Origin of the sequence: Protofrankia sp. Cas4 (assembly GCF_963555915.1) — a bacterium.
Classification (GTDB): domain Bacteria; phylum Actinomycetota; class Actinomycetes; order Frankiales; family Frankiaceae; genus Protofrankia.
In genome coordinates this window covers 1-13,039 of record NZ_CAUVXL010000039.1, presented here as the reverse complement: position 1 = coordinate 13,039, position 13,039 = coordinate 1, and the positions used below count along the sequence as shown (strand labels likewise).

The window sequence follows — 13,039 nt, the reverse complement described above, 5'->3', positions numbered from 1 at the left end:
ACCGTAGGCGGCTGTGACCACAGCCCACCCGGATACCCGAGCTTTCCCCGAGGCGGTGGCGGGGCTTCACCGCCTTGCGGACCATCTCGGCCGCGCGTGACCGCGCATCGGCCGCCGGAGCTGGTCGGCCGCACGGCGCTGGTGACCGGCGCGTCCAGCGGGATCGGACACGCCATCGCCGTGCGGCTCGCCGTCGCGGGCGCGTCGGTCATCGCGACCGGCCGGGACCAGCCCGCGCTGGACGCGCTGGCCGCGCAGGCGGGCGGCCACGGAGCCGAGATCCACCTCCACCGGGCGGACATCACCGACACCGATGCCCGGGCCGAGCTCGCCGAGGCTGTCCGCCGGCAGTTCGGCGGCCTGTCCATCCTGATCCACTCGGCTGGTGCCTATCAACGTTCGCCCATGGCGGACGCGGACATCAGCGACCTTGACCACCAGTACGCGGTGAACGTCCGTGCGCCCTACGCCCTCACCCAGCTCCTGCTCCCGGATCTGCTGTGCGCCGGCCGACGCTGCGGCGGGGACGTCATCTTCGTCAACTCGACCCAGGGCATCTCCGCCAGCCCGAAGATCGGCCAGTATGCCGCCACCAAGCACGCGCTGCGCGCGATCGCGGACAGCCTGCGCGCAGAGGTGGCCGACGCCGACGTCCGCGTGTGCACGATGCTTCCGGGCCGGACGGCGACCGCCATGCAGCGCCGGGTGCTCCAGGCCGAGGGCCGGCCCTGGGCGCCAGACGCGCTCATGGCGCCGCAGGACGTCGCCGAGATGGTGACGGCGGTGCTCGCGCTGCCCATCCACACAACCGTCACCGAGGTCGTGATGCGCCCGACGCGCATGCTGCCGTCCGGGTAAGAGTGCCCGGCATTGCGGACGTCCCAGATGATCAGACGTCGGCGGGGACAAGATCCGCGAGCAGGGCGCGGACCCGGGCATCGATGTCGTCGCGGATGGGTCGGGCCAGCGCGAAGATGACAAGCAGGAGGCCCGCGGTCGCCACGACCTCCGACAGCAGGTGTGGTCCGGACGCCCGGTGATGGGTGGAGATCGATACCGCTGGCAGGTCGAACATCAGGTTGGCGAGCAGCATGCTGCCGACCGCCTCCGCCGCGAGCCGCCGTGCCAGCGGCGGGGTCTGCGGCGGGGTCTGCGGCGGGGTCTGCCCGGCGGTCACGGGGCGGGGGTGATGACGGTCAACAGCTCGCCAGCATCCACATCCACATCCACATCCACATCCGAGACGTTCAGCGCCAGTTGCACCCGGCTCGCCATCATGACCAAACTCCAGACATCGACAAACATCTATATCTCGATGGCGTCGAGCGTGCCCCAGCCATAGACGGCTGTCAATAGCCGAGGCATGCTGAAGTCATGACCGCGACCAGCATCCGTTTCGGGACGGAGGCATCCGCGAATGCGGACTGGGCCTGCGCCACCCCGCTCTCGCGCGAACCCCTCTCCGCCGAGGCGGCCGCCCAGCTCGCCGGTGTCCTCAAGGCCATCGCCGACCCCACCCGGCTGCGGCTGCTCTCCTTGATCTACGCCCATGCCGGCGGTGAGGCGTGCGTGTGCGAGCTGACCGAACCACTGGGACTGACCCAGCCCACGATCAGCCACCACCTCAAGGTGCTCGTAGACGCCGGCCTACTCACCCGTGACAAACGCGGGGTGTGGTCCTATTACCAGGCCGTTCCCGCACGGTTGGCCGCTCTCGGCAGTCTGATTACGCCGGGTGAGGATCCCGCGGGTGGCACGCTATCCGGCTGAACTCGCCGAGCCGCCCGCCATAACGGGATTGCCCTGACGGCGGCGGGTGCGCGAGAATGATCGCGATCGAACATCCGGTGCCACGAGGCTCTGGACGCCCCACCATGGGCGTGGCGTACCGTGACACCACTATCGGACCATGGAAGTCGACGCGTTTCCGGGGGGTGCAGCCGTGCCGGGAACGACGCCACCGCCCGTGTCGGGCGCTGTCGTGGCTCCGCTGCGGCCGGACGACCCCCGCGAGCTCGGACCGTACCGCGTCGCAGGCCGCCTCGGGCAGGGCGGGATGGGTGCCGTCTTCCTCGCCTCCCGCCCCGACGCTTCCGGCCAGGACGGCCAGTGGGTAGCGATCAAGGTGATCCGCCCGGATCTCGCCGAACACCCCGAGTTCCGCGCCCGGTTCCGGCGTGAGGCCGAAAGCGCCCGCAAGGTGAAGCGCTTCGCGACCGCGGCCGTACTCGACGCCGACCCCGACGGCCCCCAGCCCTACCTTGTCACCGAATACGTCGAGGGACCGACGCTGTCGAGGATGGTCAGCGCCCGCGGCCCGCTGCGACCCGCCGACCTTGAACATCTCGCACTGAGCGTAGCAACGGCACTGAGCGCCATCCACAATGCCGGCATCATCCACCGCGACCTGACCCCGGCCAACGTGCTGCTGTCACCGGTCGGCCCCAAAGTGATCGACTTCGGGCTCGCCCGGTCGGCAAGCATTCTGACCAACATCAGCCATGTCGGCGCACAACCGATCGGCACACCCGCCTACATGGCGCCCGAGCAGATCCTCGACGAGGGCGTCACGTCAGCCGTGGACGTGTTCGCCTGGGGAAGCGTGGTCATCTTCGCCGGGACCGGCCATCCGGCATGGGGCGAAGGACCTACCGAAGTGATCCTCTATCGGATCATCCACGACGAGCCACGCCTTCTTGGTATCCCCGACGACCTGCGCGAACTGGTCGCCCGCGCGATGCGCAAGGATCCAGCCGAACGCCCGAGTGCGGACGCGCTGCGGGCCGTCCTGACGGGCAGCCTGGACCCCGCGAGCCTGGGCGGACCCGAAACGACCCGACGATCGACGGGACGGCTGCGCAAAGGATCCGCGGGGGGCGGTCGATCGCGCCGACGCCTGGCGCTCCCGCAGCGTGATTCGGCGGCGGCGCCAGCGCCAGCGCCGGCAGACGGCGGTGGCACCGTGGGGCTCGTCCCATCGGTACCGCCGGTACCGCCGCGACCGCCGCGACCGGTATCGGTCTCGCCGGTACCGGTCTCGCCGTACCCCGCGGTATCGCCGTACCCCGCGGTATCGCCGGCGCCGGCGGGGTCCATGCCAGCCGGATCAATGCCAGCCCGACGAATGGCCGCCCCCGTCACGCCCGCCCCACGCCGCCGGCGCCTGGGCCGACGCGGGCTTGTCCTGCTCAGCTGTCTCACGGCGGCGGTTGCGACGGCGTCCGTCCTGGCCGTCGCAACCGCAGGCCGAAACAGCGGTCCGACGGGCGTGGACCGAGCCGCGGTGTCCCGGCAGCTTGCCGGCAACGCGGACACACAGCGTCAGCGCGACCCAGAGCTGGCCGGCCAACTCGCCGTCGCCGCATACCGGATCGCCCCGACGACCCAGGCACGGCGCGCCATGGTCGCGTCATTCGTCGCGTCATCCGCGGTGTCGCTGCCACAACGCGGCGCGACGGTGATCGATGTCGCCTGGGACGCCCGTGGCCGGACCCTCGCCGAGGTCGACGCCGACGGCCGGGTCCGGCTGTGGGATCTCAGCGACCGCGGCAAGCCGACCCTGGCCGCCGAACTCAGCCCGGCGGTGACCGGGCCGGCAAGCGGTGTCGCGCTGAGCGCGGACAGCCGCAGCCTCGCGGTCGGCGGCGGCGACAACACCGCCCGGCTCTGGGCCGACCGGACCTGGGAGACCGGCGGAACCGGCGGAACCGGCGGAACCGGCGGAACCGGCGGAACCGGCGGAACCGGTGCTACCGGCGGGGTCAGCCGGCTCGACGGTCATATCAGCCCGGTGGTCCGGCTCGTGTTCGACACCTCCGGCAGGCTGCTGGTGACGGTGGGTGCGGACGGAACGGTCGGGCTGTGGGACATCAGCGATCCGCGACATCCGACATCGCTCACATTTCTGACCAACCGCAGCGGGCTGGTGACCGACATCGCACTGCGCCCGGACGGTCGGCTTCTCGCCACCGCTGCCGTGAACGAAACCGTGCGGCTATGGGATCTGACCGACCCGGCGCAGCCCCACCAGGTCGCCACCATGACCGGACACGTCGGTGCGGTGGTAACGGTGGCCTTCAGTCAGGATGGACGTGCCGCGGTAACCGGTGGTGACGATCATACGGTGCGGCTGTGGGATCTGACGGACCCCGTCAAACCGCGGGCGACGGCCATCCTGAGCGCCCACGACGATCGCGTGACCGGCGCAGCCTTCGGCGCGGACGGTCTGCTGGTGTCCGCTGGCGCCGACGGCGCCATCGTGTTCTGGGACGCCACCGCGAAACCCGTCGAACTGACCCGGCTCGTCGACCGGAACAAGGCCGTCAGCCGACTTGCGGTGTCGGGAGACGGTTACGCGTTCGCGGCCGGCGGCTCCAACGGCGATCTACGGGTGCTGTCGACCGGTCCGGACACGCTTGCCCGGACCGCCTGCGCGGATCCCCGCTTCCGACTCAGCCGCGAGCGGTGGACGCAGTGGGCTCCGCAGGTTCCCTACTCCGACCCCTGCCCGCAATAGCCCCCGCGACGATGAGGGCCTGCTTTCTAGATCTTCGCTGGTATCGCCCCCACCCATATCCAGGAAGCAGGCCCTAGGGGGAGGTTGAGAAGTATCGTTCGATCAGCGCGCGGGCCGTCCGCGCCCGGCCGGCAAAGCGGAAGAGGCCGGGATAGTGGTCTTCTATCCGGGCGCTTTTTGGAAACGATGTGAATCTGGTGTTGTGGTAGGAGCATCAGATTCACATCGTTAAAAGCGACCGGCAATAGGGGACGCGGCGTCGCGGGGCCGCCTGGCGCCGGCACGTACCCCATCCACCGACGAAGAGTGACTGTCGGCCGTGCCAGCCGGGCGAATACGCGACGGTTGAATACGCGACGGTTGAATACGGGATCCTGTCAGTCCGACGCCCCACGTCGGACACAGTCATGTTGTGACCGGGCCGACCCCCGCAGTGAGCTTCTCAGCAAGGTTGATGTTGCCTGTCGTCGTCTCGTCGTTACGCGGCACCTCGTGGGACCTGAACGCGATGTCCTTGCCGTTACGCACATAGAAGTTGACAAATGCGGCGGTGGCCGGCTTACGCAGGGCCTCTTTGCTCACATACAGGTAGAGCGGTTTGCACAGCGGGATATAAGTGCCGGTCCCGGCGGACACCACCGACGGCGACACACAGCCGCTGCCATTGTCGAGCTCCAGGCCGCGAATCTTGTTGCCGTAGGTCTCGAACGTCGGGAAGTCGAGGAAGCCCAGTGCGTCCTTGTTCTGGGCGACGTTCTGCGCCACGGCTTCCAGCTCAACCGCGCGGTACCCACGGACGTTGTCGCTCGCCCCGTTCACCTCGTTGTTGAAAACCTGGCCGTGGACGGACGTCGGAGCCGGGCCGAACAACTCCACCGGCTCGTTCGGGAAGCTCGGATCGATCTGATTCCAGCTGGTGACTGTCGACCCCTTCTTCCAGACGTTTGTGAGCTGGCTGAGCGTCAGACACCGCGCCCAGGTGTTCGCCGGATTCACGATGACCGGCAGCGTGTTGTGGGCGATCTCGAACTCGGCGACCCGGTCGGCGCAGCCAGGATCGCCCTTGAACGCGGTGTTCAATGCGAAGGAGGCCCCGGCTATGTCAATCTTGCCCTGGCACAGCCGCGTGAAGCCGTCGTCGGTGGACGTCGATTCGACGCGGACCGCAACGCCGCTCTGTTGCCGGCGGAACAGCGCGTAGGCAGTTTCTGTAATCGGTGCGACCTCGCTGGAACCGGAGGCGAGGACGACGTTGTCGGGGCGGACCGACGCCTCGCTCGGCGCGGCCACCGTCTGGACCGGGTCCACCGCGAACAGCGACGCCGAGGGGACCGGGGTACCTGACCCACTGTTGTCGGCGGTCACGACGATTCCGGCCGTTGTAGCCGTGATCAGGACGAGCACCGTGGCCGCCACCGAGACGATTCCCCGTCGGGTGCCGACAAAGCCGGTGAACGCGCGCCTTTTCGTCCGACGGGCCGCGTGGGCCGCGTGGGCCGGTTCGACCGAGGTGACCGGGACCGGCGCTGCGTTCCCGGCCCGCGGCACGCTGATCGTGGGCGGCATGCTCGGCGACGGCCGGACTCCCCCGGGCCAGCTGCTCGAAATCGGCGGAACTGACCGAACCGGCGGACCTGACGGTGGAAGCATCTGCGAACCCGGCGGGACACTCAACGCCGGCGGGACACTCAATGCCGGCGGCGCAATGATCACCGTCTGGAGTGGGGGCGCGGTCTGGTGCGCGCCCTGCGCGGCAATGAGCGCCGCACCGAGGGCAACATCGCCGGGCGAGCCGACCTCCTGCCGTCCGATGCCGGGGAATGCCTCGGTGAGGACCCGGCCAACCAGGGGAATCCGGCTCGAGCCGCCGAGCAGGAGCAACATTGACAGGTCCGCGGACGTCGCCGGAACCGAACGAAGTGCGCGCTCGAACACCCGGACCGTGTCGTCCACCATCGGTCGGATAAGGGCCTCGAACTCGTCGCGGGTCAACCGCACGGATTCCGGCATGGCATCGCGGCCGGCCTGGGGCAGACCCAGCGATGACAGGTCAACCGGAATATCAACCACGTCGTCCTCGGAGAGAATCTCCTTTGCCTGGGCGCACTCATACCGTAACCGGCGCAGAGCCGTGGCCGTCGCGGGATTCGTGTCGTCAAGACCGGACGCGGTGTCACCAAACATGCGCAGGACATAGGCGAGCAGGATCTCATCGATGTCCATGCCACCGGCGCGGGTGATCCCAGCCGGGGTACCGGCAATCTGGAATCCGGCGGGCATCGCGGCCAGCACCGCGGCCTCGAAGGAGCCCGCGCCCAGGTCGTAGATGCCCATGAATGCCCCGGGGGTCGCCGCTCCCCGACGATTGAGCAGCGCGCCGACAGCGTCGGCAGCGGAGCACACCGTGATGGGGACTGCGGCATCGACCTGGCCGACGGCTTCGGTGAACAGATCGCACCGAAACTGCGACCAGCTGGCCGGATGAGCGACGACCACGTGATCAGGCGGTGCCTTGCGCAGCCGGGTGGCCGCGGCGACGACCCAGCCGAGCAGACGTGCCACCAGTGCCTGGGGGGTATAGGCAGCGTCACCGAGCAGGATGGGCGTCGGATCACCCACCTGTCGCGGGAAGCCGCGGGCGGCCCGGCCCGGATCGGCGGCCGCGCGGCGTTGCGCCGCCCGGCCGACCTGTATCTCGCCGCCGGGCGCGGCGTAGAGGACGGTCGGAATGTCGGTTCCGCCGCCGATCGCCAGCACCTGTGGCCAACCGTCGTCGGCCACAGCGACCACGGTGTTGGCCGAGCCCAGGTCGACTCCCACCTGATATCCCACAACGCCCCCGAACATCGGCCACGATGCTGATCAAGAGCAGGACCAGCACGCCGATCAACGTGCCCACGATCAACTTATCCGCCCGGATTATAGGCGCAATATCCGCGTCTTACTACATCCACATACCGTCGATCAGCACGTTGTCGCCCCGGCAGCGCGATCACGCAATATGGATCATGACCAAGGAGTGCGGGGCGCCACGGACGACCGGCATCGGACCCTCCCGCGCCCAAGCCGTCACACCCCGCCACCACAAAAAAGCTACTGGTCAACAATTTGTTGACCGTCCCCGTATATTCATACATTCAATCGATCCATAGATAAAAACAATCGTGCGCACCCGGCAGAGTTTTTTCGCTGAACCCTTCTTCATTGATTAATCCTTTGTTAACGATTTTCGATGCGTTTACCACCCGGACAGCACGCGATGCTGAAATCCGAGAAGCACTGAGGTGGCCAGCTCGCCCCCGTCAGGGCCGACCACGGCCGGTCGGCGGGGAAGGCCGTCCTGCACACCATTCCGTAGGTAGACCATTCGAGTCTTGGAGGGGGCTATGGATTCTATTGATTCGATCAACCCGAGCCTGGCACGCCGCGGTTTTCTCGTGGTGTCCGGGCTGTCCGCGGCCGGAATCGCGACCGCGTCGCTGCCGGCCGCGCGGATAAGTGCACCGAAGATCAAAAGCTACCCCTTCACGCTGGGCGTGGCGTCGGGAGAGCCGACGTCACACGGTGTCGTCCTGTGGACCAGGCTCGCTCCGTCACCGCTTGACCCCGACGGCGGCATGCCCAACGCCAACTACAAGGTCCGGTGGATGGTCGCCGACGACGAGGCCATGACCCACGTGGTCCGCACCGGCACGGCAACCGCCACGCCCGAGTGGGCGCACAGCCTCCACATCGAGGTCGAGGGCCTGCTCCCGGCGTGGGACTACTACTACGCGTTCGAGATTGACGGCTACCGCAGCCCCATCGGGCATACCCGCCTCGCTCCGGGCGCGGGTTGGAACATCCCCGCGATGAAGATCGCCCACGTCTCCTGCCAGAACTTCGAAGAGGGCTACTACCGGGCCTACCGGGACATCGCCGAGCAGGACCTGGACATCGTCTTCCACCTCGGTGACTACATCTACGAATCCAAGCCGAAGCCCGGACGGTCCCGGCTGCACGCCAATCTGGAGCCGTACGACCTCGCCGGCTACCGGGTGCGCCTTTCCCAGTACAAGACGGACCCCGACCTCCAGGCCGCGCACGCCGCCCACCCGTGGGCGGTGACCTGGGACGACCACGAGGTCGACAACGACTACACCTTCCAGACGAATCAGGACAACAGCCCGCAGGACGCGTTCCTGGTGCGTCGCAATGCCGCCTACCAGGCGTACTGGGAGAACATGCCGCTGCCGAACAAGGTCCGCCAGGACTACCGGCTGTACCGCCGGCTGCGTTACGGCAAGCTGGCCGAGTTCAGCGTCCTTGACACCCGCCAGTATCGCGACGCGCACGCATGCGACGACAACGGCGTGAGCAGCGGCCAGTTCGTCAACTGCACCGAGAACCAGGAGCCGACCCGTAGCATCCTGAGCGCGCCACAGCGTGACTGGCTGCTGAAGGGATTCACCAACGCCAAGACGCTGTGGAACGTCTTCCCCCAGCAGATCCTGATGGCCCAGCTGGACATCGATCCCAGTCCGACGGTCCAGTACTGGAGCGAGTTCTGGGACAGCTACGCGGCCGAGCGCCGCACCGTCCTGCAGGGCATGTACGACAGCAAGCTGTCCAACCCGGTAGTCCTGACCGGCGACATCCACGCGTTCCTGATCAACGACCTGCACACCGACTTCCGCGACCCGAACTCGCCCGTGGTCGCGACCGAGCTGGTCGGCACGTCGATCAGCACCGTGCTACCCATCCCGTTCCCGACGATCATCGGGAAGGCGATCCCCGACAACCCGCACATCAAGATGTTCGACTCCGACTACCGTGGGTACATCCTGTCCACGATCACCCAGGAAGACTGGACCGCCGAGCTTCGGGCGGTGCGGGACTTCACCAAGCAGGACTCCGAGATGTTCCTGCACAGCAAGTGGGTCATCGAGGACGGCACGCCGGGTGCTGTGAAGGCCTGATCGCCGACGTGTAATCACAGATCGACGATCGACGAGGTCGGTGCGCTGACACCGGCTTCGTCGATCACCTGGTAGACCGGGTCCTGACCGGGCCCGGTCAGGACCCGGCGACTCCGGCGCCGCTGGGCCGGGCGAACGGCGCCAACCGTGTCACCAGACCGCGTACCTCGGCCGCGGCTGCGGCTATCGTCTCCTCGGGCCTGCCAGGGGACACCCCCTCCAGCACCACCTCGAGAGCGGACAGTCGCTCGACGACCTCGGTCAGCAGATCGAAGTCCCGGACCCTGGCCCGGGCAAGCTCGGCGACCCGCTCGTTCTTCTCGAACAGCTCAACGAACACCGTGACCTTTGCGCGCAGCAACCACGGGTCGAACGGCTTGGCAATGTAGTCGACCGCACCGACCGCGTAACCGCGGAAGGCGTGGTGCGGCTCCCGGTCGATCGCGGTGAGGAAGATGATCGGGGTGTCCCGCGTCCGACCTCGCTGCTTGATCCGATGCGCAGTCTCGAAGCCATCCATCCCGGGCATCTGGACGTCGAGCAGAATCACCGCGAAGTCGTCCACCAGGAGACGTTTTAGGGCCTCCTCGCCCGAGGAAGCGGTGACCAGATCCTGGTCGAGCGAGGCCAGTATCGCCTCGAGGGCCATCAGGTTGTCAGGTCGGTCGTCCACTAGAAGAATCTTGCTGCGCGGACGTTCCGCACCATGCGCGTCTTCGGCGTCCCCCGCGTCCATGAGATCACCCTTGCGCTCGGTCACCGCCCGCCTCCTCCTTTACGCCGCACCGCCCCCATCGGGCCACGGCTTCGAGCTCAACCGTACAAATGACTTCCGCCGGCTTCCGCGTGGCCCGTGGCCCGTGGCCCGTGGCCCGTGGCCCGGCCCAGTGGAAGTATCACCGAGCCTGGCCGACGGCGACGAGATCCGCGCCGGACGCGGAGGCCTGCAGGTGAACCGAGCTTTTCATCCCTGGCCTGTCCGGGTCCGACCCACCCCGGGCAGCGGCGCGCCGCGGTGCCCGGGGACCCGCTGGCTCGGGTGCTCTATAGATGAGACCGCATGGTGCCGAGTAGATGGTCAAGATCAACTGGCTTGGTGATGTAGTCGGTCGCACCGGCCTCAAAGCTCTTCTCCCGGTCTCCCGGCATCGCCTTGGCGGTCAGCACCACGATGGGAAGGGCGGCGAACGCGGGCATCTGCCGGATCGCCGAGGTGGTCTCGTTCCCGTCCAGCCCCGGAAGCATCACGTCCATCAGAACAAGGTCGATCGACAGGCCCTCCTGCTGGAGCAACCGGATCGCGGTGTGGCCGTTGTCCGCGTACAGCACCTGCATTCCGTGCATCTCCAGGGCGCTCGTCAGCGCGAAGACATTGCGGACGTCGTCGTCCACGACGAGCACGCTCGATCCGACCAGCGGGTCGGACTCGTCGAGGCCGCTGGTCACCGCCGGGTCGCCCAGATCAGCGGGCAGCCCGGTGAGGAACGGCGTGTCCGGTATGTCGGACTCCGCCCCGCCTCGAAACGACCGACGCGCCCGTGCGCCCGGTAGGTGGAGTCCCGCCGATGTAAGTGCCCGCGCCGGACCGGCGCCACCGGCCGCCGGCCGCGGTCCGGAGGCGAGAGCCACCGCGGATGTGCCGGACATAGCGGCCAACCGCCGGCGCGCCATCGCCCCACCGGTTTCGGGAAGCACGATGATCTCGTCGCTGTCCCCCGGGTTGGCCGACGGAAGCACCTCCGACGGCATCACCGACGGGACATAGAGCGTGAACGTGCTGCCCAGGCCGATCGTACTCGCGACGCCGATGGACCCGCCGAGCAGCCGCGCGAGCTCCTTGCTGATGGACAGCCCGAGCCCGGTGCCGCCGTAGCGCCGTGAGGTCGTCCCGTCCGCCTGCTGGAACGCTTCAAAGATCATAAGCAGTTTGTCGGTGGCCACCCCGATGCCGGTATCGGAGACGCTGAACGCGAGCACCACCGGCGCCGCGGACAAGGTCGGCGTGGTGAAGGCGACATCGGTCGTGGCGACCGTCACATCCAGCCGCACCTCACCGGCGTCGGTGAACTTCACCGCGTTGGACAGCAGGTTTTTCAGTACCTGCTGGATGCGCTGCTCGTCGGTGACGAACTCCTCGGGAAGGTCGCCGGCGACCGTCACCTCGAAGGAGAGGCCCTTTTCCTCGGCCATCGGACCGAATACCTGCGCGACCGCATCGCAGAGAGTGGTCGTGCGAACTGTCGCGGCCTGCACGGCCATCTTGCCGGCCTCGACCTTCGAGAGATCGAGAATGTCGTTGATGAGCCCGAGCAGTTCGGAGCCGGCCGAGTGGATCGTCTCGGCGAAATCGATCTGCTTGGCGGTGAGGTTCGCCTCCGGATTGTCGGCCAACAGCTTCGCCAGCAGCAGCAGACTGTTGAGCGGCGTCCGCAGCTCGTGGCTCATGTTCGCCAGGAACTCCGTCTTGTACTGGGACGACTGCGCGAGCTGCTCGGCCTTCTCCTCCAGGCCGATCCGGGCCATCTCGATTTCGCCGTTCTTCTCCTCCAGCAGCGCGGCCTTCTCCTCCAGCTCGTTGTTGGTGCGCTGGAGTTCGACCGACTGCGAGCGCAGCTCCTGGGTGAGCCGCTGGGACTGGGCCAGCAGCTCCTCCGTCCGCGCGTTCGCCATGATCGTGTTCAGGACGACACCGATCGTGCCGACCAGCTGGTCGACCAGGTGCAGATGCAGCTCGGAGAAGCTGGTGAAGGATGCGAGTTCGATGACGCCGAGCACCTGATCCTCGAAGATCACCGGAGTCACTACGAGATCACTGGGCGGCGCCTCCCCGAGACCACTGCGGATGCGCAGGTAGCCGGCGGGGACCTCCTCCACCCGGATGCGCTTCTTCTCCGCCGCGGACTGGCCGATGAGGCCCTCACCGAACAGGAACGTACCGTCGGACCGTTTGCGCGGCGCCGAGCCGTAGCCGGCGACGTGGCGCAGCTTGTCACCCTCGATGAAGTCAAGCAGGTAGACCGTACCGAGCTGGGCGCCGACCGCCGGAGTCATCTCACTAATGATCATCTGACAGACCGCGTACAGATCACGCTGGCCCTGCATCTTGCCGCCGATGCGGGCGATGTTCGACTTGAGCCAGTCCTGCTGGGCGTTCTTGTCGGTCGTCTCCCGCAGATTGGCGATCATCTGGTTGATGTTGTCCTTGAGCTCGGCCACCTCGCCCTCGGCCTCCACCGTGATGGAGCGGGTGAGGTCACCGCGGGTAACGGCAGTCGACACCTCGGCAATCGCCCGCAGCTGGGTGGTCAGCGTGGACGCGAGCTGGTTGACGTTGTCGGTGAGCGCCTTCCAGGTGCCGTCCACCCCGTCGACCGTCGCCTGACTGCCGAGCTTGCCCTCGATCCCGACTTCCTTGGCCACCCGGGTGACCTCGTCGGCGAACGACGACAGCTGATCGACCATCGTGTTCACGGTGTCCTTCAGCTCGGCGATCTCACCCTGCGCCGACACCGTGATCGTCTGCGACAGGTCGCCGCGGGCCACCGCCGTGGTCACCAGCGCGATG

8 protein-coding genes and 1 pseudogene are annotated in these 13,039 nt (G+C 67.6%); 4 read left to right on the top strand and 5 right to left on the bottom strand.

Annotation, left to right across the window (positions count from 1 at the left end):
• Positions 1 to 96 precede the first annotated feature (96 nt).
• Positions 97 to 858 carry an SDR family oxidoreductase gene (locus U9979_RS04150; protein WP_322778338.1) on the top strand — a complete coding sequence of 254 codons (762 nt, stop codon included), beginning with the start codon at positions 97 to 99 and terminating at the stop codon, positions 856 to 858.
• Between the two features lie 85 nt (positions 859 to 943).
• Here U9979_RS04150 and U9979_RS04145 read toward each other — a convergent pair.
• Positions 944 to 1,093 (bottom strand): annotated as a pseudogene (locus U9979_RS04145) (aquaporin family protein); the annotation flags it as partial.
• A gap of 80 nt (positions 1,094 to 1,173) precedes the next feature.
• Positions 1,174 to 1,305, bottom strand: a complete 132-nt coding sequence (locus U9979_RS04140; protein WP_322778337.1) for a hypothetical protein — start codon at positions 1,303 to 1,305, stop codon at positions 1,174 to 1,176.
• 69 nt (positions 1,306 to 1,374) lie between these two features.
• Here U9979_RS04140 and U9979_RS04135 point away from each other — a divergent pair, with 69 nt between their 5' ends.
• Positions 1,375 to 1,770, top strand: a complete 396-nt coding sequence (locus tag U9979_RS04135) for a metalloregulator ArsR/SmtB family transcription factor (RefSeq protein ID WP_322747811.1) — start codon at positions 1,375 to 1,377, stop codon at positions 1,768 to 1,770.
• Positions 1,771 to 1,942: 172 nt separating this feature from the next.
• Complete coding sequence (locus tag U9979_RS04130; RefSeq protein ID WP_322778336.1) at positions 1,943 to 4,516, top strand: serine/threonine-protein kinase; 2,574 nt, start codon at positions 1,943 to 1,945, stop codon at positions 4,514 to 4,516.
• 405 nt (positions 4,517 to 4,921) lie between these two features.
• On the opposite strand, the gene U9979_RS04125 is transcribed toward U9979_RS04130, so the two are convergent.
• Positions 4,922 to 7,336: an Hsp70 family protein gene (locus tag U9979_RS04125; RefSeq protein WP_322778335.1), complete on the bottom strand. Its 2,415-nt coding sequence runs from the start codon at positions 7,334 to 7,336 to the stop codon at positions 4,922 to 4,924.
• A 566-nt stretch (positions 7,337 to 7,902) separates the two neighbouring features.
• On the opposite strand from U9979_RS04125, the gene U9979_RS04120 reads away from it, so the two are divergent.
• Positions 7,903 to 9,474 (top strand): alkaline phosphatase D family protein, encoded by a 1,572-nt coding sequence (locus U9979_RS04120; protein ID WP_322747808.1) that lies wholly within the window; start codon positions 7,903 to 7,905, stop codon positions 9,472 to 9,474.
• A gap of 97 nt (positions 9,475 to 9,571) precedes the next feature.
• Here the strand turns inward: U9979_RS04120 and U9979_RS04115 are convergent, their stop codons facing one another.
• Both U9979_RS04115 and U9979_RS04110 read right to left on the bottom strand, forming a co-directional pair.
• Entirely contained in the window at positions 9,572 to 10,234 is a 663-nt protein-coding gene (locus tag U9979_RS04115) for a response regulator (RefSeq protein ID WP_416210228.1), read from the bottom strand.
• Positions 10,235 to 10,518: 284 nt separating this feature from the next.
• A partial coding sequence (locus U9979_RS04110; RefSeq protein WP_322778334.1) for a response regulator occupies positions 10,519 to 13,039 on the bottom strand: 2,521 nt, incomplete at its 5' end.